We start from the raw sequence: 24,126 nt of genomic DNA on the forward strand, positions 1-24,126 counted from the left end.
TGCCGCTCCGGTTGCTGAGCCCGTTGTTGTCATATTCGTCATATCCAAACCTCTAGATCACCATACCGCGCATCATGGTTGGTCGCTTTCGTCTTTTACCCTGCACGCCTTGCAACTGATGCTGTTGCTGCCTGCGGCGCTGAACTTCTTCGATGAGTTCTTGCTCGGCGTGTTGCATTAACTTCGGCGAGGCGTTTAAACCGCCAAGCAGAACTTCGCCGGCTACGGGGCCAACACCGAGTCCTTCTAATAGCTCACTAAAAATGTCATTTCTTTCATCCGCATTTCGAATGGCTAACTCTGCATTTTCAATAGCTTGGGTAAAGGGTTGCTTCATATTGATTCCTATCTTAAAGCGTGTCTTCTCATTGGCGCTGTCAGTAACAGTCGAGAGTTTTTACATTTTTCTCTTTTTCAGTGGGCGATAGTCTGCAAGCCGTAAAAAATACCAGTCGGCTTGTTGATCGTGGCTAGCGCCACAGGCGCGTAAGTAGAATTGAGCCAAGCGTTGGCTACTCATGTTGCTACCACGCAACACATCAACGTTACCGCGGATAACCCAATCAGAAGGAAAAAGAGGGATGGCGTGCTCAGCCAAAAGAAATAGGCAAGAAAAGGGGTTACTTAACCCCAAATTCGGACTCACACGTTTGAGGAGTACAATAATGATTTCCCCTTGTTCGACACGAAATACCAGCTCCATGCCATCAACTTCAATGCGATAACCAAGTTGAATCGCACTTTTTTGCCAAAAGTACGGCGTCACTTCGATCCCCGTTTGTTCAAACGATTGTACAAGTGCTGCGTTCATTACATCCCTACCCGTCCAAGTGGCTGAATGTTGATCTGCTGAGTAAGCTCTTGGAACGACAGAACGGGCAAATCGTAATATTCGGATTCAATCAGCTTTCGGACATAACGACGCACATCCATAGAAACCACCAGAACAGGCTTGTTCGGCATACGGCTTAAATCGCCTACAGTCTGTTTTACGTCGCTAACAAATTGCTGCGTAACCGAAGGATCAAGCGCTAAGTAGCTGCCCGCCGAGGTTTGTCGAATACCGCTGCGAATCGTGTCTTCGAGGCTCTGGTCCAGAAGGTACGCTGGCAGCATGTTCTGACCGCTCGCGTACTTGTAACAGATGTAACGCTTTAAGCTTGAACGAATGTATTCCGTCAACTGAACAACATCTTTTTCCTTTTGTCCCCACTCGACCATGGCCTCCAAAATGACACGAAGGTTACGAATCGAAATGTCCTCAGATACCAAACGTTGCAAAATCTCCGTCATTTTTTGTAGCGGGACGATGCGCTGCGCCTCTTTCACCAACTCAGAATAACTGCCTTCCATTTGCTCAAGTAGGTAGCGAGTTTCTTGAATCCCAATAAAATCTTGCGCGTACTCTTTCAATACGTGTGATAGATGGAACGTCAAAATGCGGTCTGGTGTAAGGAAGCCGACATGGCTCGCAGTCAACTTCTCTTGATAGCTTTGTGCGACCCAAAGACTCGAGACTCCCGGGAGGAAGTCGTCATCTTGCTCAAAAGGCACACCAAGCAATTCAATCTGGTCGCTTCCTTCTGTGACCAGCAATTTGTCTTTCTCAATGCGACCACGTGCAACGGGCACTTCTTGCAACTGAATCAAGTATTCGCCGTTTTTCATCCCATCGTTAAAACGCAAGTGAATTCCCGGAAACGGTACACCAAGATCGAGATACAACGCGCGTCTTACTCTGGCAAGTTCGTCGTTCAGTGCGACGGCTTCTAGGCTTTCTTGTAAGCTAGAATCCAGATCGATAAGCAGTGGCACTGTCATCGCGAATTCTTCTTGCTCGCCCAATTTGCCTTTGCTACCACGAGACGGCGTTGGTTTATTGGGTTTTGCGGCAGGAGAACCCGCTCCCTGCGCGACAAAGCTCGGCAGATCGCTGCTTTCTGATTTGGTTTGTTTTTTCTGTTGATAGAAGAGGTAAAAACCCCGCCGCCACCGACCACCAAAGCCAGCACTAGGAATGTAATTTTCGGAAAGCCAGGAATCAGAGCGAACAAGACCAGCAGCACACCACCAATCAACAGTGCACGAGGCTGAGCCGTGACTTGCCCACCAATGTCGGAGCCCAAGTCGGCCGAGTCTTCGTGGGAAACACGCGTAACGATAATACCAGCGGTGATCGCGATAAATAGCGCAGGAATCTGCGATACCAAGCCATCACCTACGGTCAAAATCGCAAACAGCTCAAGCGCCTCTAACGCGCTCATGCCTTTTTGCGTGACGCCAATGGTGACGCCACCCAAGATGTTCACGATGATGATCACCAAGCCCGCAATGGAGTCGCCTTTTACGAACTTCATTGCACCGTCCATCGAGCCGTACATTTGACTCTCTTTCTCGATCAGAGAACGGCGATGACGTGCCTCGTGAACATCGATAACTCCAGCGCGCATATCACCGTCGATACTCATCTGTTTGCCCGGCATGGCGTCAAGAGAGAATCTAGCACTAACTTCAGCAACACGCTCCGAACCTTTAGTGATCACCATAAACTGTACAATAGTGATGATCAGGAAGACCACGATACCAACGACAAGGTTGCCGCCAACGACGAAGTTACCAAAGGTGTAAACGATTTGACCCGCATCGCCTTGAAGCAGGATCAAGCGTGTCGTGGTGATAGACAGCGACAAACGAAATAGCGTCGTTATCAGCAATACTGCCGGAAACGCCGAAAACTCCAGTGGCGTGGTGATGTAAATCGCCAACATCAGCAGCACGACAGCAATACTCATGTTTGCGCCGATCAGCACATCCACTAGTGCAGTTGGCAAAGGCAAAATCATCATAAAGACGATCGCCAGCAACATCACTGCGAGCATGATGTCTTTGCGTTGTCCTACCTTGTTTAGAATATCGATCAACTTATTCATGAGATTCACTATGTAAAGATTGCAGGTAGCGTCGATGCGCTTGGCGTGCGCCCTCGACGTCATTTTGTTTCCAGCGCGCTTGGCTCAAGCAAAACCAAATTCCCGCCGCTTGCACAGACTGCGATTGCGACTTCAGTAAGCCTTCACATACCGCAACAGCACGGGTGTAACGGCCTGTTTGCAAACACGCGACCGCAAGCGTGTGTAACGCATCTTCGCGTTCTGGTTCGAGTTCTAACACGGCGTCTAGTAACGCGATGGCTTGATCGGGTTGTTGGTATTGAACTTGAAGCGCAGCGTGAACCAGCAGCAGTTCAATATCTTTGGTGCTTAGCATGTGGGTTAAACCTGAATAAGAAGATTGAGCGCCATGGTGAGGTAACGCTGGTCCAGTTGTGTGCTTTGTAGCGTTTCGGCGGCTTTAGCAAGGTTCGCGGAGCCTGATTCCTGTGCGAGTTGCTGAACGCGAGCTAAAGTGTTGTCGAATTGCTGACGGTACTTTTCTGGACGAAGCAGTTCACAATGGTTCAGTTTTGGCTTCGCTAACGCCAACAAATATTGATCGGACGGTCTTAGGTCATACAGTTTTTCCAAATGAGTCGCGACGGCTTGCCCATCCGGCAGTAACTGAAATCGTTTGGGGAAATCCGTTTCGACTTCACCATGGGAAACGTGAGTAAAGGCTTCAATGCCGACATTTAACGTACTAACTCGGGTCATCAACTTGCCACTTCATCGTGAAGACGCACTAAAAGAGCGAACGCTTGTTCGAGTGTCGGCAGCGTCACTTCATCGCCTTCAATTTTGGCGGAAAACACCAAGGTTTCGTCGTCGAGCAAACCGGTTTTCATTTCAAATGGCCAACCCTGTTCGGCATGGCACAAACGCAGCGCATGCTGAATACGCTCGCTCGACTGATGCCACGACAACGCACGCGCCAACATAAGGAATAGTCGATCATGATGTTTTTCTATGTGCAATGTGCCGCTTTGCTCAAAGCTCAGCTGCACACGCCCTGCGGCAGAAAAATCCACCGCATCTAAACCCATTCCTCGGCAAAACTCATCGACTGATGCATCAATCCAACTCATCGTCCCACGCTTCCTCTTCTTCTAAATCAATGGCTTCGTCTAGCGCCTTTTGTGCGGCTTGTATTAGGTTTTGTCTCTGTTCGTCGTCAGCAAATACATCAACGGGAATGTGTCGTATCAACTTGTGCAGCTCTCGAAAAAAATCGATTTTCTGTTCTATTGCCACCAACTCCATTGATGTTGCGATCTTCCAAATCTCTTCACTGCTGACCCAACGTTGCTCGACCAGAGCAATTACGTCTGCCATCAAATCAGAAGCCTGATAAGCCATGACTCATCCTTTCTGGTTTGAACATTTGAAATAGCCGCCCTACCTGGTCTTGCAAGGTGTTCAACGTTTTGAGTTTTTGCATATCGGACATCAGCAGCTGCAATTTGACGGAGTCAATGTTGCTGCCTTGAACGCTAAGGTCGGCGCTCATGCCTTGCAGCATGAAGTCCACCGCAGTAGAGACTTCTTGCTCACCGAAACGCTCGACAACATCCTGATATGCTGAGCCAAGCCCTTGATAGCTGTGCACCGTATCGCGGTAAAAGCCGCGCAATTGATGAAGAGAGCTGAACTCTTGCTCTTTGCTAAACTCATCAGCGAAATGAGAAACACGGATTTCAGTGTCGATCTGCGACCAAGAATCCGGGTTCTGCTCGATTTTCAAGATCGCTTGGTCAATCAGCGCCAATAAGTGTTTGCTTTCCGGATTGGCCGATAAGTATTTCTTCACCGCTTTTAGAGCTAAGTATTGGTGGCTTTTCTCTTCCGAAAACCCGTTCAAATACGCTTGAAGCTGAGCGATGGTCGAAATGTTGCCACCCGCCATTTTGGCCGCGAGATCTTTGATTTTTTGGTTTTTCTCTAGATCAGGCACCTTTCTGAGGTAATCAGAAACCAGCTCGTGTGCTTCGTTAACGCGAACGCCACCGTCTTTTATTTTGCGTTTGGTGAGATCTTTTTCTGCTTTTTCGGAGCCAAGTGATGTGAGCTCTTCCATCGCGTCAAAAAGCGATTGAGTGGCGTTGTGCACGCGCACTGTCTCACCTCGATAACTGCCTTTTACGGCACTGTCCGCACGAGACGATTCCAATCCATTTCGGACCGATGCATCAAACTTGGTGTTGGTTGCTATCTGACTATTGATAATGCTCATTCACTTGCACTCCTTTCGTACAATACAAGCGAATTATATGAAGTGCGTTTTTATCAGGCTGTCAAAATCAGACGTGTTTTTTTAGGGCGTTTTCAGTTTTCTAAAAACTCCCGACCAATATTCACTATAAATACCACCCCATCCTTTCTATTCTCCCAGCATCAATCATTGCGCATATTTTTTACATTGAACGATTTCTCATACATCACCGATATTCAGCAATCTGCGATCAAACAAACGCGTTTGATCCAAATTCGCGGACGCGTTACACAAGTAACCGGCACCATCATCAAGGCTGTGGTGCCGGGCGTACGCGTTGGAGAGTTGTGTGAGCTGCGCAATCCCGACCAAACCTTATCGTTGCTGGCTGAAGTCGTCGGCTTTCAACAACATCACGCGCTGCTTACCCCACTTGGCAACATGTTTGGCATTTCATCCAATACCGAGGTGAGCCCGATGGGGAAAATGCACGAAGTCGGTGTTGGCGATCACTTGCTGGGTAAAATCCTCGACGGACTGGGCCGCCCTTTCGATGGTGCACAAAGCCAAGAGCCAAGTGCTTGGTATCCCGTTTATCGTGATGCCCCGCCACCGATGCAGCGTAAATTGATCGAAAAACCAATTTCTCTTGGCGTTCGCTCCATAGATGGTTTGCTCACTTGTGGTGAAGGCCAACGTATGGGCATTTTCGCTGCGGCTGGTGGCGGTAAAAGTACCTTGCTGGCGAAGCTGATTCGCTCTGCGGACGTGGACGTAACCGTTCTGGCTCTGATTGGCGAACGTGGGCGAGAAGTGCGAGAGTTCATCGAACACGACTTGGGCGAAGACGGTATGGCGCGTTCAGTACTGGTCGTTGCGACATCCGACAGACCAGCCATGGAGCGCGCAAAAGCGGCGTTCGTTGCGACTTCAATCGCCGAATATTTCCGAGACCAAGGCAAGCGCGTTTTGCTGCTGATGGACTCCGTCACGCGTTTTGCTCGTGCCCAACGTGAAATTGGCCTTGCCGCTGGTGAACCACCAACTCGACGCGGTTATCCGCCTTCTGTTTTTGCCGCACTGCCAAAACTAATGGAGCGCGCAGGCCAATCGGACAAAGGCTCTATCACTGCCCTTTACACCGTATTGGTCGAAGGTGACGACATGACCGAGCCTGTCGCAGATGAAACGCGATCCATTCTGGATGGACACATTATCCTTTCGCGGAAATTGGCGGCGATGAACCACTACCCGGCCATCGATGTGCTCCGCTCTGCAAGCCGAGTAATGAACCAAATTGTCGAGCCGAATCATCAAGCATCTGCCGCGCATCTGCGTGAAATGTTGGCGAAATATGAAGAAGTCGAGCTGCTTATCAAAATCGGCGAGTACCAACATGGCGCTGACCCGCGTGCCGATCTGGCAATCGCGCAAAGTGACGATATTCGCGCCTTTTTACGTCAAGGTACCCATGAGCCAAGCGACCTTGAAGGTGCTATCGCTCAACTGAAAGGCATCGCAGGTCAATGATCGAACGATTATTAGAAATTAAGAAAATTCGTGCAGACCGCGCCGATAAAGCCGTTCAACGCCAAGAATACCGAGTTGCCAACGTGGCGGCAGAGCTGCAAAAAGCAGAACGCTCGGTAGCGGACTATCACGTTTGGCGTCAGGAAGAGGAAGAACGCCGCTTCGCGAAAGCCAAACAGCAAACCGTGCTTCTTAAAGAGCTGGAAACGCTAAGACAAGAAATCGCCCTACTTAGAGAACGGGAAGCCGAGCTCAAGCAGCGCGTAGCAGAAGTAAAAGTGACGTTAGAACAAGAGCGCACTCTGCTAAAACAAAAACAACAAGAGGCCCTTCAAGCCCATAAAACCAAAGAAAAATTCGTTCAGTTGCAACAACAAGAAATCGCGGAACAATCGCGCCAACAACAGTACCAAGAAGAACTCGAGCAAGAAGAGTTTCGCACTGTCGATATTATCTAAAGGTTCATCATGCGCATTAAACCAAGTACGGATACCCCAAGTACGCAGCCTCATTCACCACAATCTCCAATGCCGATTGACGATCATGCCATGCTTCAATCGCGTTTTGAGCGTGCGCTCAAGGAAAACCCAGACCAAACCAAACCACAGCCAAATGAAACTAACAATCAAGCGGCTTTAGAAGCTAAAAAACCGTTTACTGAAAATTACTCAGAGCGCTCTCTTACGTCACTGCATTCGACAGGTAGCAACCAGAGTAAGACTGCTGAAAAATCTGCTTTTGCTCAAAGTGGTGGCGCCGTCACAGAAAATAAAAACAACGAATCAGATACGTCGTCACCTATCGCTATGAATACCCAAGACAAAACGCCAAGCGATATGGACGCACACATGAAATCTGACATTCGAATTCCTACTACCGGTGATAAGAAACTACCAATGGAGCCTTCGAATAAGCGTGAGAAAAACGCTGACGAGCAAGACGCATTTGAACGCTTAGTCGAAGATCATGATGATTCTAAAACCGAACTCGCGGCTGCTAAAACAGCAGAGTTACACGAGTCGACACAGTCGCCGAAAGATACTAAGCACATTCCTACTGCGGGAACGAAGCCGGACACAATTGAAACGGTATCCGACACTTTAGCGTCGACATTAGCATCAACAACCGTTGCGTCTGCGACTTCTGCGTCACTCGCCTCTCATCCTGTCACTTCAACTGTGCACAAAACTGCAACTAAAACTGAAGTAAACAAGCATGAGGGTGACTCATCACTTGGCTTTAATTCGCGCAATTTGAAAACACCACTCCCGAATGATGAACATCCCAAAGCGAGCAAGGCTGAGCGCACATTGCTAGATAAAGCCATGCTGGATTCAGAAAAAAGCAATGACAAGCCGACGCATCAACCAGTCACGACACCGATTACTCAAGGCGATGTGATTTTGAAAGGCATCTCGACTCCACAACCTACTCAACCAACTCGTGAAGTCAGCCAACTGATTCAGCAATTGGTGGATAAAGTGTACGTTGCCCTACCAACGGCATCGAATGAGAAAGAAGTACGATTGTTTCTAAGCGAGGGCCAACTCAAAGGTGGCGAAATCCACATCAAGTTAGATTCGCAAGGTTATAGCGTGACGATTCGACAAGAGCATGCGCTTTCCATCATCAATCAACAAGCAAGGCAAGATCTGGCAGAACGTTTAAACCGCATGGGCTTTGAACAGCCGTTGCGCGTCTCAATCAGCGAGCAGACGTCGCAACACGGTCACACACAGCAAGATCAACAACAATCACGCCAACAACGTAGCGTTTATGAAGAATGGCAACCCGAGGCGGATCAATGAAATTAACCATCCCAACAGTCGATGCCGAGAGCATTGCGCTGACCAATCAGCTCTGCGCTAAACAATGCCACTTTCAAGGACGTGACGAGCACAGCATCTCAATAACCGCATCGCAAAAACCGGAATTTTCTGGCTACCGCTTGACCACTCTGGTTGGTGGACAAACCATTCAAGTCGATTTTTGTTCCGCGCAACTGCAGCAATGGCTTCACTTGACTTTGAATGCGACAGCGTTTGAATCTCTCCCAAACTCGTTGCAGTTAGCTCTGCTCAGTACGCAGATTGAGCCTCATGCTGACGCGTTCAAACGACTATTTGGTCAGTTACCTATCCTCAGCAAATTACAACCGCTGGAACAAAGCGAAACGCAGCGCAATACCTTAATGCTGACGCTAAACAAACCGAGCGCATCACTTTGTTTGTGGGTAAGTGAAGGTCAAAGCGTTTTAGTTGATGCACTGCCGCCATGCTCGTCGCAACTGACTCAGCATATTGCCCTTCCTGTCTGGCTAAGCCTTGGCAAAACGCACCTGAACTTAAATCAATTCCATTCGTTAGAGCTTGGAGACGTGATCTTTTTTGACCAATGCTACATCGCCCAGCAACAAGCGATTTTTCAGGTATCCAATAAGAATCTGTGGCGTTGCCAGCTTGAAGACAACACCCTCTACATCATTGAGAAAGAAACCAATATGAATGACGTAAACACATCCGAAACACTCACAGACCACCAGCAACTGCCTGTGGAACTCACGTTCGACATCGGCCACCAAACCGTCACGCTGGAGCAACTCAACCAACTGCAACCGGGGTACGTTTTCGAGCTCAACCAACCGGTATCTAAGCCCGTGACACTGCGCGCGAATGGTAAAATCATTGGTGAATGTGAACTGGTAAACGTCAACGATCATTTAGGTGTACGTGTGCTTGAATTATTCGGCGGCACTCAGGAGCCGGCATGATTCAGTTACCTGATGAGCTAAACCTCATTGTCAGCCTTGCGCTGCTGGCATTGATCCCGTTTATCGCCATGATGGCGACCTCATTTGTGAAACTCGCGGTCGTGTTTTCGCTGCTGCGAAATGCGCTTGGCGTACAACAGATTCCGCCGAATATGGCGCTGTATGGCTTGGCGATCATTTTGTCGATTTTCATCATGGCACCGGTTGGCTTTGAAACGTACGATTACGTAAAACAGCACGACATTTCTTTGGAAGACTCAGCCAGCGTTGAGGGCCTGATTGAAAGTGGTTTACAGCCGTATCGCGAGTTTTTGAAAAAGCACATTCGTGAAACCGAAGCGATATTTTTTACCGACGCAGCACGCACGCTGTGGCCACAAAAATACGTGGACCGTTTGGAATCCGACAGCTTATTGCTGTTGCTGCCTGCATTTACGGTCAGCGAGTTAACGCGGGCTTTTGAAATCGGCTTCCTACTCTACTTGCCGTTTATCGCTATCGATTTGATTGTTTCCAATATTCTGCTCGCAATGGGGATGATGATGGTGTCACCGATGACCATTTCTCTGCCCTTCAAGTTACTGCTTTTCGTTTTGCTTGATGGCTGGACAAAACTCACGCACGGCTTAGTGCTGAGTTACGGTTGATGAAGGAGAGAGAATGAATCCTGCAGAAATCATCCATTTCACAACGCAAGCACTCACTTTGGTTCTGTTCTTGTCGCTGCCACCAATTTTGGTCGCAGCATTAGTCGGCACCTTAGTGTCGCTGATCCAAGCACTGACTCAGGTACAAGAGCAAACGTTAGGGTTTGTCGTGAAGCTCATTGCCGTGATCATCACCCTGTTCATCACAACGCAGTGGCTAGGTGCAGAGCTGCACGCTTTTGCCTCACTCGCTCTGGATAAAATTCCACAAATACGATGAGTTACGACGATTTACACCAAGCTTTGTTTCTTTATAGCTTAACGCTACCAAGGCTCATGGCGTGCTTTATCTTTCTGCCTATTTTGAGTAAACAGATGCTTGGCGGCGCAATGATCCGTAACGGCGTACTTTGCTCACTTGCTTTGTTTATTTTTCCCGTCGTAAACGAGCAAGCATTGCCCGCCGAAACTGACGGCCTTTGGTTGATTGTGATTCTAGGCAAAGAAGTCTTGCTGGGTATGCTGATTGGCTTTGTCGCAGCCATTCCTTTTTGGGCGATTGAAGCCACTGGCTTTTTGGTGGATAACCAACGCGGTGCGGCGATGGCAAGCATGTTCAACCCAACGCTGGGTTCTCAATCCACCCCTACGGCGGTGTTACTCACCCAAACGTTGATCACCTTGTTCTTCTCTGGCGGTGGCTTTGTTGCATTTATCTACGCTCTGTTTAAAAGCTACACCACTTGGCCAATACTCGGCTTTTTTCCGATGGTCACGGACGCGTGGGTAAGCTTTTTCTATGATCAGTTTCAACAGTTAATGTGGCTTGGAGTCTTAATGTCGGCGCCACTTGTGCTCGCGATGTTCTTAGCCGAATTTGGCCTTGCGCTGATCAGCCGCTTTGCGCCGCAACTCAACGTTTTCTTCTTGGCGATGCCCATCAAAAGTGCCATCGCGAGTGTGTTATTGATCGTCTATCTCGGATTAATGATGGATCACTTTGAAGCACTATTTTATGGCATCACTCGCTTTGGCGATCAGCTCAACACGATTTGGAAATAAAGGTTAGGATGTTCTATGAGTGGTGAAAAAACCGAACAACCCACCGCCAAAAAGCTCCGCGACGCCCGAAAAAAAGGACAAGTCGCGAAGAGCCAAGAGATCGTCTCTTCGGCGTTAATTCTGGCTCTCATCGCCGTACTGTTCGCCTTTGCCGATTACTACATGTCGCACATCTCTGCCCTGCTTTTGCTGCCAAGCGAGCTCGCATATCAAGGCTTTCAAGACGCATTGATCGATGTTGCCATCGCTATCGCCAAAGAGATGGCCTACCTCCTTGCTCCAATTATTTTGGTCGCCGCGCTTATCGCGATTTTTTCTAACATGGGACAGTTTGGTTTTCTTTTTAGTGGCGAGTCCATCAAGCCCGACATTAAGAAAATCAACCCTGTCGAGGGCGCAAAGCGCATCTTCTCACTAAAAAGCGTCATTGAGTTCATCAAGTCAATACTCAAGGTGTCTCTGCTTTCCTGCATCATTTGGGTTACGTTGCGGGGCAACATCAACACCTTGATGCAAATTCCAACTTGTGGATTGGAATGTGTCCCTGCGGTGACGGGAGTTATGATTAAACAATTGATGATCATTTCATCGGTTGGTTTTGTTGTGATAGCTGCGGCTGATTTTGCCTACCAAAAGTTTGACCACACGAAGAAGCTCAAAATGAGCAAGGACGAAGTGAAACGTGAATACAAAGAGATGGAAGGCAGCCCGGAAATCAAAAGTAAACGCCGTCAGCTTCATCAAGAACTTCAAGCTTCTAATCAACGCGAAAACGTTAAGCGCTCCAACGTATTAGTAACGAATCCAACTCATATCGCGGTTGGTCTGTACTACAAAAAAGGCGAAACACCTTTACCTGTGATCACTCTGATGGAAACCGATGCGATGGCTAAACGCATGATTGCAATTGCACGAGAAGAAGGCGTGCCAGTAATGCAAAAAGTGCCATTGGCGCGTGCGCTTTATGCCGACGGCAACGTTGACCAATACATCCCAAGCGAATTAATTGAAGCCACGGCAGAAGTGCTCCGTTGGCTGGCGTCATTGGAATCTGATGGTACTCAAAGATAGTTTTATTCAAAGGGCAAAGTACGTTGCTTTGTCCTCAATAAAACTCAGGTTGATTTAACATTTCTAGCACGGATACGTCTGCAGAAAGCACGTATGATTTACTTGTAAACCTAAAGCTCAGCGCGCTTTTCAATCAGAAAATCCATAAGGACGCGGATTTTCTTGGGCATGTTTTCACGTGAAGGGATATAGAGATAAAAGCCCGGAAACGGTTTACACCAATCAACAAAAACGCGCTCCAGTTTCCCTTCTTCAAGATACTTCAATACCCATAAATCAATGTGCTTGATAAGTCCCACACCCTGAATAGCAGCTTGCAACATGCTGTAATCGTCGTTGAACACCGCATTGCCTTTCGGTTCAAATATCACCGTATGTTTATCAACATCAGGAGACGTGAGTGACCAATGGTCGAGTGTGCCACTTGAGGTAAAACGGTACGCGAGGCAGTTGTGATGCTCTAAGTCATTCGGCGTTTCAGGTTTGCCGTATCGCTTGAAGTAATCTGGAGAACCGACTATCGCGTTTGTCAGATTTGGAGTGATTGGAATCGCGACCATGTGCTCATCCAAGCTAACACCTAAACGTATTCCTGCATCCATCCCTTCCGCAACAATATTTGTCAGACCGTCATCCATGATCAGCTCTAAACGTATTTTCGGATAACGAGATAAAAACTCCCCCAAGTGCGGCTCGATAAGAAGCCGAGCGGCTGTTCTAGACACGCTAATACGAATGAGCCCCGCGGGCTCGATATGTAAATCATTCAGCGAATTTAGGGCTTGCTCAATATTGCTCAATGAAGGATGAAGGGTGTCGAGCAAACGCTGCCCTTCTTCGGTCAGAGACATGTTTCGTGTCGTGCGATTTAGCAGCCTGACTTGAAGTTGTTTTTCTAGCCCTTTCACATGCTGCGACAATGCAGCCCGCGTCACTCCCATTTCGGAGGCGGCTTTCGTAAAACTACGATGGCGCGCTACATGCGCAAACCACGTTAGTGAAGATATTAGGGAAGGTTCAATAGCCATTTGTTAAGTATAACTTAACAGTCATGTGTGTAAAACGATATTTATCTAATACAGTTCGTTCACTAGTATTAACTCAAGGCTTACGCCCCACGAGACAAAACAGTGAAACGCTACAGGAGAATTTCGTTATGTCTAAAGTTACTTTCAAAAATCTAAATGGTCTGGGTATCTCTATTGCAGCGGTGATTAACGTTCCTGAAAACTTTGATGAATCTAAACCGTATCCTGCCATTGTAGTTTCTCATCCTGGTGGCGGCGTTAAAGAGCAGACAGCGGGAACCTACGCGAAAAAACTATCAGAACATGGCTTCGTGACTATCGCATTCGACGCATCGTTTCAGGGCGAAAGTACAGGTGAGCCTCGCCAACTAGAAAACCCTCACATTCGTACCGAAGATGTAAGTGCCGTTATCGATTATCTCACCACTCTTGACTACGTAGATAACGAACGCATTGGTGCAATGGGGATTTGTGCAGGTGCTGGTTACACCGCGAACGCAGCGATTAATGACCGCCGCATTAAGGCTGTCGGTACCGTCAGCATGGTTAATATCGGTCAAATGTTCCGTAATGGTTGGGATAACAGTGTAAAAGACAGCGACGCCATCCCTTACATCGAGGCGGGATCACTCGCCAGAACTTCAGACGCGAGCGGTGCTGAATTTGTCACAATCCCAATGGCACCGTTAAAAGAAGAAGACGCGCCAAACGAAGAGTTACGCCAAGCGTGGGAGTATTACCACACCGATCGCGCGGCATATTGCACAGCGCCGGGCTTTGCAACCGCACGTAGTTTGAATCAAATCATCACTTACGATGCGTTTTTCAAAGCAGAAGCGTTCTTGACTCAGCCATTGCTGACCGTTGTCGGTAGCGAGGCTGGCAGTAAATGGATGAGCGATGACCTAATGGAACGAGCGGCGAGTACGGATAAACACATGTATGTCGTTGACGGCGCAAATCACATGGATCTTTATGATGGTGAAAACCCTATCGCAGAAGCGATTGGCGCTCTAGCGCCGTTTTTCCAACGTACGCTTTAACAGATTGATTTGAGATACCAGATAGTTTGGCTCTGCGATCTCGAGCCAAATTTGAAACTAGGAACAAAGATATGAACACTCAAAAAGTAACATTTAGAAACGCAGATATGGCTTGGGATATAGCGGCACTTATTCTGCTACCTAAAGGTTTTGATGAATCCAAACGCTACCCAACCATGATAAGCGTTCACCCATTTGGCAGTTGCAAAGAGCAAACGTCAAGCGCGGTATACGGAAAAGCATTAGCTGAACTTGGTTACGTGGTGATCGCCTTTGATGCGAGCTTTCAAGGTGAATCTGGAGGGTTACCTCGTTATGTTGAAGACCCAAGCCAACGCGTTGAAGACATCAGTCGCGTTATCGACTACGCAGTAACCCTGCCGTATGTCGATGAAACTCGAATTGGTGGCTTGGGAATTTGCGGTGGCGGGGCTTATGTCATCAGTGCCGCTTTAACAGAAAAACGTTTGAAAGCGGTAGTTGGCATTACGCCAGTCAATGTGGGACGCTTATTCCGTGAAGGATTCAGCTTGTACGACCCAAATGGCACGCTGGAAGCAATGGCGGCACAGCGTACCGCTGAAGCTCGCGGCGGAGAATTACAAGTCAACGAACTTCTTCCACCAAGCCTAGAGTTTGCCAAAGAAAATGGCTTAACTGAGCGCGATGTGTTTGAGGCTACTGACTACTATAAAACGCCTCGCGGACAGACTGAAGGCGGAGCCACGCGCATGTTGTTTTCTCATGCTCAGAAAACCCTAAGTTGGGATGCTTTTGCCTTCACTGAAACCTTATTAACTCAACCAGTGATGACCGTGATTGGTCAAAAAGTGGGAGCGTTTGGCGCTTATCGTGATGGTCAGGAGGTTTATGGTCGAGCTGTCGTATCAAAGGATCGCCAACTAGTTGATCTAGAAAACTGGTCTCACTATGAGTTGTATGACCATCCTCAAGCAGTTGGCATGGCAATGGAGAAAGTCGCGCCCTTCTTGGATAAGCATTTGAAGTAATCTGAAATCAAGAGTGCCACCAAACCGGTCGCACTCTTTCTTCTCTGTTATTCCTATTTCTCAGTTAATAGCCATAGGTCAGTGACTATGTTTCGATGGACGCTCATCGTTCTATTTATATTGTTCGTATTTTTGATGGTGGTTGCTCTCGTCGTTACTCAAATCGAAAACTCACAATACCGCAAGCACAAACAAAAGCAGCAACATCTGCAGCGCTCGTTAACCGATGAGTCTAAAACCGCAATCGTCGTTTTCTCTCGCTCAGGAAATACCGCCACTCTATCCGAACATATTGCCAATAAAACAAATGGGCATGTTTATGAAATTTTTGCCAAAAGCTACGCGCTCGGCATTCCAGGATGGATAAGTGCGTTGAAAGATGCCAGAAGTAATGTTGCAGAGATCGTCCCACAGCATATCGACCTCTCCTCTTACGATACGGTTTATCTCGGCTCTCCTATTTGGTTATACAGTCCAGCCCCACCTATTTGGCAATTTGTGAAAGACAACGATTTAACCAACAAACGGGTCATATTGTTTAACTCGTTCAATAGTAAATTTGAACAACACTTTATTGACGAATTTGCTGCATTAGTTCGAGCCAAAGGCGCAACAAGCTTCGAGCATCAATATGTAAAACGAGGAAGAATGGGAGACCAATTATCTACGGACGAAATGTTAGCCGCGTTTGACTATCTCAACCCCAATCAATGAGTTCACGTTAAACATGGCACTGTTTAAGCGGCGATATAATAGGAAAAAAGGGAGCGAATGCTCCCTTTTCTTTTAAATCCAGCCTTCGGCTAAGTACATTAGTCGTAACTGGCTTGGTGAGCCGAGTTTATCTAATGCATCAAGCTGGGCGTCACTTAGGTTCGGGCTCTTATCGAGATACACACGTCCGTTTGCCGCGTCCAAAGGCAGCTTGTACGTCAACTTCTCGTTGATTTTGTTCGCTTCACCTTTATCCATTGCTCGGACAGCAGGCATCAGCCAATCCCAATCTTCACTTAACAGCTTTTTAAATGCACCGTTCGCCGTAGATTCCGTCTGACTTGGCATGTCTTCATCGCTCAGTTTAAGCAGTGAATCGACATCTGGAACGAGGTGTTCATTCGGGCTTGAGCCAAGCATTTGCTTGAGTGTTAAACGTGCGGCTTCCATCTCTTGCGCTTCTTTTGGCGCTTGAGGTGAGCTCATTGATGTATCTTCTTTAGGACCAAGATACGCCATCAGTGCGCGAACTGCCGCCGGCTCTTGCATGCTAAAAGTGAAATCGCCCTTCACGTTTGAAATTTCCAAACGTGGCAGCACACCAGACATTGGCCCTTGTTTGAGTTGGTCTTGCACTTCGTTATTTAAGCCATACGCCCCAGCTTGGCCAGCAACAAAGCCCCCGCCGCTGATAATGCCAGTGGCTAAAGCAGTTCCAATAGCTTCTTTTGCTATCGGCGTAACCCCTGCCGTCGCCACAGAGCTTACACCAAACGTACCCAAACCACCTGTCGCCATGCCAAGTGTGGCACCAACTGCACCCTCAGCCGACAACATCGCGTGACCAATGGCTAACGTTTGTTGCATTGGCATCGATAAGCGCTGATCTCTTCCCGGCAATTGCGAGATTTGTTCGAGTTGATGATGATACGCTTCGGCATCGCCATTGACGGACGCTTTATGAAGTTCACGCCCTGTGGCGACGAGCAAGCCTACGCCGGGTAACGCCAAATTGATGGCAGCGTTAACACCCGAGCCTTTCAGCTTCTCTTTTCCCATTTCCAACAACTGCGCGCCGAAACCGTCCATTTTCCCAGGATACTGGTTTTCCAAACTGACTTGCATACGCGGATCTTTGCTGATCGAATCAAACGTATTTTTGAGCTGCTGATAGGTGTCACCGTCGACTTTTACTTCATCAAGTAGGCTCACCACTTCCAAGATTTTTCGCTCGGTTAATGGTTCTCCTCGGTAGCCTGACGGACTGACTAATGAATAAGCCAAAAGCGCGGTTTCTGGTTTTTCTTCCTTAAGCAGTGCCTGCTTCAAGTCGAGGTGCGTTTTGATGTTTTCTTGGAAGAACTTGGTGTATTTTTTTCTTAATACGCCTTCGCTAACCGAAGCAAACTTGTGGCCTTTATGGAACGTAGATGGCTCTTTGACTTCGCCTCTTTTGCTGATTACTCGGTCATCTTTTTGCGCGGCAATGGCACGAAACTGTTCCAAATCGGGTACTGGGCTTTGACTGATTTTTTGCGTTGTATTCACCATAACTCCCTCCTACACACGCAGTGGTTGAACATGACTTTGTTCATGATTTGAAGTGGCTGAAAGATCTTGATCCAACATGGCAAAACGCGCTTGCCAAAGTTCGGTCTGTTCGATGATTTCGTGGAACCAAACTGTCAAGTTGGCTGAGTTAAGATGCTCGGTAGGTTGGCGACCCGCTAAGACAAGTTGTCGACCATTCGGGGCGAGCGATAACGCCAAGTTGCCGCTGCCTACTCTTTGGTAATTTGCGCGGGCTAATAGCTCTAAGCCTCTTATGCGCAACTCTCCCGATTTTTCTAAGCCGCCAAACGCAACAGAGAGCATTAAGGCGTCATCTTCTGTGGCGGTGAAGTACAGCACGAATCGATCATCAACGAGAAGCTGACAACGATTTCCATCTTCTAAAATGAGCGGTGGTAATTCATTTAAACGACAAAACTCATCGAGCAGTGGTTGAATCGTGTTCATAATCTTTCCTCTTGTTTCCGTCACTCTATTGAACACCGATTCCTATTTTGACGATGTCGCTAATGGTTTTATTTTTGTCACTTTCACCGTTTCTTTGTGACAATGACCTCAGATACAACCTCAACTTAACTATTTGGTTTATAAATAAAAAAAGAGCAACACTCAGCTGCTCTTTTCTTACGGGTTCGATTTTCATGTTCGATGTTAAATCAACGTACAAACCTCGATTAACCGAGTTTGTGGCTATCGAAAATCACTTCTGTTGGTGGGAACATGTTCGATACTGGCGGGCGTTGGGCATCACCGAACATGGTCGCACCAAACGCTGACGCCGCCCAAGGGTCGACGATTTTTACGTCTTTATTCCATGTCGATGGGTCTTTAATGTCGCTGCCTTCTTGTCTCCCCACCAATACATAAAGATGCGTGCCAGAATGGCCTTTTTTAAACGCCACAACTTCTACTTTTGGCTGGTTTTCTGGTGTGCCCGACATGCCTTGAATCATTTCAGCAGCGGCAGCGAAAGCAAATGTGGTACAGCAACCTGCCTTGGCATTTTGTACATACTTAGCAATGTTCTGTAATGTACTTAGCTGCGGAGCATTGCCTCTTTGAGCGGCAGCTTGAACTGCGCTGGCAGACATGGTCGCTCTTTGATCTTGCGCGATACGTGCTTGGTTCGCGTAAAGAGCTTTTAACCTTGGCGCGCCTTTTGTTTCATAAAACTGCGACCCTTTTTGACCAAACGTATTTAAGTCTGTGCATGCAAAATCCCCCAGCTTTTGAAGGTTGTCTTTGTGCCCGTTGATCAGCGCCACGCTGGATGAGGCTTTGCTGGTTTTGGAAGACGAGGTGTCAGTTTGTGCGGTAGGCCAATGCGAACTTGGGCCAGACGACAATCTTTCAAGATTTTTCAAATTGCCGAGCGTCAGTTTATTTTCGCCATTGAGCACGTTTTGTAGCATTTGCTTCGCCACATCTTTTGGAATGCCCTGCTTGGTGAGCAGATTCACCACGATGTCTTTCGCTTTGTTCTGATGGCTAATACGAGCGCTCACGCTTTTGTTTTTTGGCGCACCTTCTTTTACGAAAATGTCTTTGCCGTTGTGTGCTCGAATCTCTTTATCGTCCGCTTGATTCTGTGTCGCCAAATGTGACGTCAGCTGGCTCAACGACTGCATGTGTGACGTATTGATATTAACCATGTAAAAACCTTAAACTTGAATAAACGGGTGTGAGCCAGTTTGTTGGCTAAAATCGACAACCGTGTTGTTTTGGAACAGTTGCACCCAAGTGTCACTCAACTCATTCAACTGACTGATCACGTTGGCTAATTGGCTGATCTCGGTGTCTGCCGTGATGGCGATTTGAAGCAAAATGTCTTTGGTGGTTGGGTTGATGCAAAACTGCACTCCGCCCGTTTCGCGATACAAAAAGTTGTATTCCAGCAGCACTTGGAGCTTGTCGGCGGTGAGAATATCTTTCTCTACCACTAGGCTTTTTGAGACAAGCACCTCGTTCTTCTCTTGCACAAATTGCACATCGATAGCGTTATCTTCGCTGAAACAGAGTGACCACATTTGATGCTCAAACTCTGTAACACGCTCAAGGTTGAGTGAATCCCCTAGCTCTGCGAGAAGAATATTGATCTTTCCGGTATCCATGTTGTGTCCTGTTAAATTTGATGACGGCTTATTGAATTAAGCGCATAACGATGAAGGACATTTTAGGGTGAGCTTTGAAGTTGGACTTTATTTAAACGTCCGAATTTTATTGCTATTGGCCGTTTTAAAAGTCGATGAGATTGAATCGCATGAACAGCGGCAACAAAAAGAGCGGCGCTCGCCGCTCTTACCAACATACAAATACCAACACCGAAAATCACTGAGTTATTTGGTGCGCTAAGTTATTTGATACCGTGAAGGCTATTTTCGGCATTCATCGCCAGAGGATTGAACGAGTCATTACGCAGTTCAGCGATGGCATAAAGCATGCGCCCCATGCGTCCGTTGCCATCGGTAAAGCCGTGATAACCAATCACACCAGCAAATAAATGTTTACCGAGGTCTTTGTCCGCAACGGGATTCTCTTTCAAAAAGCCTTCAATGTGTTGCTTCAACATGCCTTCCCCACCAATGCTAGATGGTAATGTGCCGCCAGAGATATTTGGCCCACGGTAATCGCGTTCTACATTTGGTACCAAACGAGCGTGCAACTCTTTTAGGTTGTCCATATTCAGCAAGTCTTTACCGTTGGTCGCGTACTCTTTCAATAATGACGTGATGTTTTCCGCATCGTTCCCTTTTGAGTTTGAAGCGTTGATGATCCAAGCCGCTGCGCGTTCAACATTGTTGGCCACGCCAGCTTTATTGAAAGCGTCTTCAGGAAGACCTTCTGCATACACACCTTGGTTTAAATCCGTACTTGCTAACCCTTCAATATGTCGCTGCGCTGCTTTTAGGTGCATCACCTCCATGTCAAAGACAGCTTGCATTTGGTTGATGCGTACTTCTGGATTTTTCTGAGCAGCCGCCACGCCACCACCGTAATCTTTCACCACACGCACCGCGAGCGACTTAACGGCATCATCACCAATCAGCGCTTTGAGGTTCTTGCCAGAATCCGTCTCTAGCATCACTTCTGTCATGGCTCGTTCGGCAAGTTGGCTCAGCTCAGCGGCGTGAGACTTCACCATTTTGCTGTCCAACTTCGCAAACGCATTCAGAACATCTGAAGGCGTTTTGAGGTTCGCGTCTTTAAACAACATCTGACCATGCTCGACAGAAGACGATGTTTGCAAACGCTGAGCTTGTCCCTGTTCGTTGTCAAACACTGCTTTTGTAATCGCTTTTGCCACAGACTGCGTGCTGCCTTCACGAAATAATTTCCCAGTAGCTTCAAAGAAACGCGCGACTGCACCACTTGTAGGGTTTGCGCGTGTAAACTCTTGAGTAGCAGCATTGATCGTATATTCCTTACCACCAATGCTGAGTTTGCCTTCATTTAGAATCTCATTACGAGCTTGTGGCATCGCCGCTTGCAATGCACTCACACTTCCAAAACTGATCATGATTTACACCCTTAATGTAGAGAATTGGTTAGCATCCATCACTGGCGCGCTTGGCTCGTCACTGATTGTTGAGTTGGTCGTGCTTTTTAACCACTCAATGAAATTGCCGAGAGATTCATCCAACATCGCTGCATCCAGCCATTGCTGACTTAGATGAACAAAGCCAACAAAACCGACTTCCTCGTCCCAGTAAACGGCTGGTGAGCCTTGAGTGAGCGACGCTTTCATGTATTGCAGCATCACGTCATGTTCTGGTTTGTCGCCAGAAATCAAGCCAATGAGCGTCAGGCGATCATCCTCAGCACGAACAGTGATTGCCGTGTCTTGGTCAATCAAAAGATGACAGCAATCGTCGCCATCAAAAACCAGTTGTTCTATTTGGCAACGGTGAGCAAAATCCGTCATCAAAGCGGTAATAAATCCATTAGCCATTTGAATGAATAATCCTATAGTGCTTGTTACGAATTCGGCGGACGAGTCATGAAAACAGAGTGACTCAGGCCGTTTTGATGCTGTTATTTTTCATCATTCGTCGCGATTAATATGCTAAAGATGGTCGGATTTTTTTCGTTTTAAGACGTTTGAAAACAACAAAGCTCAGCAATGTGCTGAGCTTTGTGTTCGATTGATTTGGCGGGGATGCCCTACTCTGATGACGTCATTTTCCGCTCACTGAGTTGTTTCACCATCGCTTGCTTTAACGCCTGAATCTGTCCATCGATACTGGCGTCAATAATGCCGACTTCGGTTTCCAGTATGCAGCCTCCGTTTTTGAGGCGCGCATCGGCAACCACATCGACATAACCCACTTCAGGAAAATCACTCAAAACGCCAGCAACTTTCTCTCTCACGTCAACCACTTGCTCAGGATGAACGTGTAAGATCACTTGCTTTTGATTACTCACCAATTGCAGCGCTTCTCTGACCACGCTGATCGTGGTGTCAACGTCATCAAATGTGTCGATGATTTTACGCACCGCGTCTAAGACGACGTTCGTCATTTTGTGCTCAACTTGCAGGTAATATTCATTGCAGCGAGCCAAAGTAGCGACCATCGCCTGCGCATTTTCTATTTTCGCCTGCTCCAAACCATCTTGATAGCCGCGCTGCTTTTCGGTTTCATACGCTTGCTGCGCTTTAGCAATGATGCTGTCGGCTTTCGAATTCGCCGCTTCAACCAAATGTTGCGAATCGAGATAACTAACGTAATCCTTGGCTTTGAGCACCTTTAAACCTGGCGCTAACTGCAAGTTGTCGGTTTTTATTTCAACAAATGAAACCATTGGGGAATAACCTGTTTTGCGATTTTTTTGGTGAGTCGGTACGCGAGATCACGCTGCTCTTCAACGAGCCAAGAGGTGTTTTCTTTCACTTGGCTAAGTGATTGATCGAGCTTGAACTGCCAACGGAGCAAAATATCGTGAGAAGAGCTCGCTAAGATGAACTTCATCCATGCGTAGCCCTGTTTGAGCATGTGACGTTCAACTTCGTCTTCTTTCATCACGTCTGGTAACGCTTTTTGCCAACCTTTCGGCCATTGTGACAACAACATCGGCCCTTGCTGAATAAGAAAACGGGCGATATCCAAACCAAACACGTTGTTCAAACACTGCTTGGGCTTTTTAAGTACCACTTGGCGCATCGCAAAACTGTGCAACGCCCCGCCAATGGTGAGCATTAACGTACTGAGCGCATCAGGAGGAAGCAGAGCCAAGCTATGGTGTGGCTTGTTAAAAGCCGTTTCTGGAACAGGCGCAAGCGCCCACTCTTCTAGACACCAAAGGTTGAAGTTTGGGTTATCTCGCCAGCCATCCAGATTAAGAAGCCAAGGCTGCTTTGGCACGATCCAGTTTTGCTCTAGGTACTGGCATGGGCAGTAGTTGAACTGATGCAGTACCTGAGCCATCGGTGTTTCAGGTTTAACCACGCTTTGCGCTCCTGCGGCACCACGTGAACGTCGCGACATTCGAGCCAATCAATAGCAGTACCATAAACACTAAAATCCCGATGAGATGGTTCGCCGTTTCTTTGGTAACTTGCACCGACAAAATACTTTTAAATTGGTTGCTTTGAGTCGTCACTCGCACCTCCGAAGATGGCACCATCACGACACTAATGCGGTCGTAATTCAGCCCTTCAATACTGTTGTTCACCAACAATTTGATTTGAGGAACGTAAGAGTCCAACGCCACATCGGCAGCATGTTTAATAAACACCGATGCCGAAGCAGGAGTCGGACGCTCGCCTGGGCGAAGATCTTGATCTTCGAGTACCACGTGAACTCGCGCCACCAGCACACCATCAATTTGCGACAGCGTTGATGACAATTCTTGCGATTTTGCGTAAACCAAACGCGCTCTTTCCGCCAATGGCGAGGAGATTAAATCGTCTTTTGGAAACACTTCTTTTAACGTCGAGAACTGCTCTCGTGGGTAGCCTTTGCGTTTTAATGCATCAACAGCGAACGCAATTTGCGAGCTATCGACCATCAATTTCACTTTGTTGTCTTTGTCCGGTTCTTTGGTCGCCACCACGCCTTCCGATAACAAGATCGACAGCATTTCGTTGCCTTCTTTTTGGCTTACATTGGTGTAAAGCTCGGTTTGGCAACCCACCAAAAACAGCGCCAATACAAGGCAAAGCGCGCGCATTTTATTCTTCATCATTACTGCGCCTTCAAAAGCGTTTCGACATTCTGTGTGGTTTTACCCACGGTTTTCGCGATCAACTCTTCTTGAAACGTGATTCGCGTTAACGCCCACTGCATTTGCAACAGTTGCGCTGGATCGTCACCGACCATTTTCATGCTGTCTTGCAGACTGCTTTTTGCATTGTCGATGGTGTTTTTTAGTTCGCTGATGTTTTCTAGCAAACCGCCTTCTAAACCGTTGTTCCCCTCCGGAATGGACATGGCTTGTTCAAAACGCTCAATCAGCCCGTCTTCGACTTGAGCATCTTGCAACTTCTCAAGGTTGGTTTGCATCACCTCGGTGTACTGTGTATTGATCATGTGTACT

The 24,126-nt window shown here is 47.5% G+C and carries 29 protein-coding genes and 1 pseudogene; 11 read left to right on the forward strand and 19 right to left on the reverse strand.

All coding sequences use genetic code 11. From position 1 onward, the window contains the following. Window positions 1–52: 52 nt before the first annotated feature. The 8 genes and pseudogenes from vcrG to vopN all read right to left on the reverse strand — a co-directional run bounded on the left by vcrG (window position 53) and on the right by vopN (window position 5,166). Window positions 53–337, reverse strand: coding sequence for an LcrG family type III secretion system chaperone VcrG (vcrG, locus tag OU793_RS20990; protein WP_005464408.1), 285 nt, complete (start codon window positions 335–337; stop codon window positions 53–55). Window positions 338–397: 60 nt separating this feature from the next. Beyond that, a complete protein-coding gene (gene vcrR / locus OU793_RS20995; RefSeq protein ID WP_024703743.1) occupies window positions 398–811 on the reverse strand; it encodes an LcrR family type III secretion system chaperone VcrR in 414 nt (137 codons plus the stop codon). Beyond that, a pseudogene (gene vcrD, locus OU793_RS21000) lies at window positions 811–2,939 on the reverse strand (SctV family type III secretion system export apparatus subunit VcrD). Before vcrD ends, vcrR begins: the two are co-directional and overlap by 1 nt. After that, window positions 2,923–3,267, reverse strand: coding sequence for a type III secretion system chaperone VscY (gene vscY, locus OU793_RS21005; protein WP_159404104.1), 345 nt, complete (start codon window positions 3,265–3,267; stop codon window positions 2,923–2,925). Before vscY ends, vcrD begins: the two are co-directional and overlap by 17 nt. A gap of 5 nt (window positions 3,268–3,272) precedes the next feature. Then, on the reverse strand, window positions 3,273–3,650 hold the full coding sequence (gene vscX, locus OU793_RS21010; RefSeq protein WP_005500522.1) for a type III secretion system protein VscX: 378 nt from the start codon (window positions 3,648–3,650) through the stop codon (window positions 3,273–3,275). Then, window positions 3,650–4,021 (reverse strand): type III secretion chaperone SycN, encoded by a 372-nt coding sequence (gene sycN / locus OU793_RS21015; RefSeq protein ID WP_017448973.1) that lies wholly within the window; start codon window positions 4,019–4,021, stop codon window positions 3,650–3,652. Before sycN ends, vscX begins: the two co-directional genes overlap by 1 nt. Next, entirely contained in the window at window positions 4,008–4,292 is a 285-nt protein-coding gene (locus OU793_RS21020) for a TyeA family type III secretion system gatekeeper subunit (protein WP_005464474.1), read from the reverse strand. Before OU793_RS21020 ends, sycN begins: the two co-directional genes overlap by 14 nt. After that, window positions 4,273–5,166, reverse strand: a complete 894-nt coding sequence (gene vopN, locus OU793_RS21025; protein ID WP_005464652.1) for a SctW family type III secretion system gatekeeper subunit VopN — start codon at window positions 5,164–5,166, stop codon at window positions 4,273–4,275. Before vopN ends, OU793_RS21020 begins: the two co-directional genes overlap by 20 nt. Window positions 5,167–5,352: 186 nt before the next feature. On the opposite strand from vopN, the gene vscN reads away from it, so the two are divergent. From vscN to vscU, 8 genes are read left to right on the forward strand one after another with little or no spacing between them, the layout of a single operon-like run. Continuing rightward, on the forward strand, window positions 5,353–6,675 hold the full coding sequence (gene vscN, locus OU793_RS21030) for a SctN family type III secretion system ATPase VscN (RefSeq protein ID WP_025540415.1): 1,323 nt from the start codon (window positions 5,353–5,355) through the stop codon (window positions 6,673–6,675). After that, a complete protein-coding gene (gene vscO / locus OU793_RS21035; RefSeq protein WP_005464592.1) occupies window positions 6,672–7,133 on the forward strand; it encodes a type III secretion system central stalk protein VscO in 462 nt (153 codons plus the stop codon). The genes vscN and vscO overlap by 4 nt, the downstream gene beginning before the upstream one ends. A 9-nt stretch (window positions 7,134–7,142) precedes the next feature. After that, complete coding sequence (gene vscP / locus OU793_RS21040) at window positions 7,143–8,483, forward strand: type III secretion system needle length determinant VscP (RefSeq protein WP_159404103.1); 1,341 nt, start codon at window positions 7,143–7,145, stop codon at window positions 8,481–8,483. Then, window positions 8,459–9,445 carry a SctQ family type III secretion system cytoplasmic ring protein VscQ gene (gene vscQ / locus OU793_RS21045; protein WP_078230582.1) on the forward strand — a complete coding sequence of 329 codons (987 nt, stop codon included), beginning with the start codon at window positions 8,459–8,461 and terminating at the stop codon, window positions 9,443–9,445. The genes vscP and vscQ overlap by 25 nt, the downstream gene beginning before the upstream one ends. Then, complete coding sequence (gene vscR / locus OU793_RS21050; RefSeq protein ID WP_005377232.1) at window positions 9,442–10,092, forward strand: SctR family type III secretion system export apparatus subunit VscR; 651 nt, start codon at window positions 9,442–9,444, stop codon at window positions 10,090–10,092. Before vscQ ends, vscR begins: the two co-directional genes overlap by 4 nt. 13 nt (window positions 10,093–10,105) lie before the next feature. Then, window positions 10,106–10,372 carry a SctS family type III secretion system export apparatus subunit VscS gene (vscS, locus tag OU793_RS21055; protein ID WP_005464497.1) on the forward strand — a complete coding sequence of 89 codons (267 nt, stop codon included), beginning with the start codon at window positions 10,106–10,108 and terminating at the stop codon, window positions 10,370–10,372. Further along, window positions 10,369–11,154, forward strand: coding sequence for a SctT family type III secretion system export apparatus subunit VscT (gene vscT / locus OU793_RS21060; protein ID WP_005464642.1), 786 nt, complete (start codon window positions 10,369–10,371; stop codon window positions 11,152–11,154). The genes vscS and vscT overlap by 4 nt, the downstream gene beginning before the upstream one ends. A 15-nt stretch (window positions 11,155–11,169) precedes the next feature. Next, window positions 11,170–12,225 carry a SctU family type III secretion system export apparatus subunit VscU gene (vscU, locus tag OU793_RS21065; RefSeq protein ID WP_017448968.1) on the forward strand — a complete coding sequence of 352 codons (1,056 nt, stop codon included), beginning with the start codon at window positions 11,170–11,172 and terminating at the stop codon, window positions 12,223–12,225. Between the two features lie 110 nt (window positions 12,226–12,335). On the opposite strand, the gene OU793_RS21070 is transcribed toward vscU, so the two are convergent. Then, entirely contained in the window at window positions 12,336–13,253 is a 918-nt protein-coding gene (locus OU793_RS21070) for a LysR family transcriptional regulator (protein WP_021823137.1), read from the reverse strand. 128 nt (window positions 13,254–13,381) lie between these two features. Between OU793_RS21070 and OU793_RS21075 the strand changes: the two genes are divergently transcribed. The 3 genes from OU793_RS21075 (at window position 13,382) to OU793_RS21085 (ending at window position 16,020) form a co-directional block, all read left to right on the forward strand. Next, a complete protein-coding gene (locus tag OU793_RS21075) occupies window positions 13,382–14,296 on the forward strand; it encodes an alpha/beta hydrolase (RefSeq protein ID WP_015296803.1) in 915 nt (304 codons plus the stop codon). Between the two features lie 71 nt (window positions 14,297–14,367). Then, complete coding sequence (locus OU793_RS21080) at window positions 14,368–15,306, forward strand: alpha/beta hydrolase (protein WP_025592025.1); 939 nt, start codon at window positions 14,368–14,370, stop codon at window positions 15,304–15,306. Between the two features lie 87 nt (window positions 15,307–15,393). Then, a complete protein-coding gene (locus OU793_RS21085) occupies window positions 15,394–16,020 on the forward strand; it encodes a hypothetical protein (RefSeq protein ID WP_029861646.1) in 627 nt (208 codons plus the stop codon). Between the two features lie 72 nt (window positions 16,021–16,092). Here OU793_RS21085 and vopQ read toward each other — a convergent pair whose 3' ends face one another. The 10 genes from vopQ to vscI all read right to left on the reverse strand — a co-directional run bounded on the left by vopQ (window position 16,093) and on the right by vscI (window position 24,119). Then, entirely contained in the window at window positions 16,093–17,571 is a 1,479-nt protein-coding gene (vopQ, locus tag OU793_RS21090) for a type III secretion system effector VopQ (protein ID WP_025638819.1), read from the reverse strand. A gap of 9 nt (window positions 17,572–17,580) precedes the next feature. After that, entirely contained in the window at window positions 17,581–18,039 is a 459-nt protein-coding gene (vecA, locus tag OU793_RS21095) for a CesT family type III secretion system chaperone VecA (protein WP_021486459.1), read from the reverse strand. 227 nt (window positions 18,040–18,266) lie between these two features. After that, window positions 18,267–19,244, reverse strand: a complete 978-nt coding sequence (gene vopR / locus OU793_RS21100) for a type III secretion system effector VopR (protein WP_025506150.1) — start codon at window positions 19,242–19,244, stop codon at window positions 18,267–18,269. Between the two features lie 9 nt (window positions 19,245–19,253). Next, a complete protein-coding gene (locus OU793_RS21105) occupies window positions 19,254–19,703 on the reverse strand; it encodes a type III secretion system chaperone (RefSeq protein ID WP_005464342.1) in 450 nt (149 codons plus the stop codon). Between the two features lie 242 nt (window positions 19,704–19,945). After that, window positions 19,946–21,109 carry a T3SS effector adenosine monophosphate-protein transferase VopS gene (gene vopS / locus OU793_RS21110; protein ID WP_140082979.1) on the reverse strand — a complete coding sequence of 388 codons (1,164 nt, stop codon included), beginning with the start codon at window positions 21,107–21,109 and terminating at the stop codon, window positions 19,946–19,948. Between the two features lie 3 nt (window positions 21,110–21,112). Further along, window positions 21,113–21,541, reverse strand: coding sequence for a CesT family type III secretion system chaperone (locus OU793_RS21115; protein WP_017448959.1), 429 nt, complete (start codon window positions 21,539–21,541; stop codon window positions 21,113–21,115). Window positions 21,542–21,753: 212 nt separating this feature from the next. Further along, window positions 21,754–22,392 (reverse strand): SctL family type III secretion system stator protein VscL, encoded by a 639-nt coding sequence (vscL, locus tag OU793_RS21120; protein WP_021447680.1) that lies wholly within the window; start codon window positions 22,390–22,392, stop codon window positions 21,754–21,756. After that, on the reverse strand, window positions 22,371–23,036 hold the full coding sequence (vscK, locus tag OU793_RS21125) for a SctK family type III secretion system sorting platform protein VscK (RefSeq protein ID WP_005477787.1): 666 nt from the start codon (window positions 23,034–23,036) through the stop codon (window positions 22,371–22,373). Before vscK ends, vscL begins: the two co-directional genes overlap by 22 nt. Then, window positions 23,029–23,775: a SctJ family type III secretion inner membrane ring lipoprotein Vsc gene (gene vscJ / locus OU793_RS21130; protein ID WP_005500485.1), complete on the reverse strand. Its 747-nt coding sequence runs from the start codon at window positions 23,773–23,775 to the stop codon at window positions 23,029–23,031. The genes vscK and vscJ overlap by 8 nt, the downstream gene beginning before the upstream one ends. Further along, entirely contained in the window at window positions 23,775–24,119 is a 345-nt protein-coding gene (gene vscI / locus OU793_RS21135) for a SctI family type III secretion system inner rod subunit VscI (RefSeq protein WP_140264304.1), read from the reverse strand. The genes vscJ and vscI overlap by 1 nt, the downstream gene beginning before the upstream one ends. Between the last annotated feature and the right edge of the window lie 7 nt (window positions 24,120–24,126).

Source organism: Vibrio sp. VP6 (assembly GCF_028823755.1).
In the GTDB taxonomy this organism is placed as follows: Bacteria; Pseudomonadota; Gammaproteobacteria; order Enterobacterales; family Vibrionaceae; genus Vibrio; species Vibrio parahaemolyticus.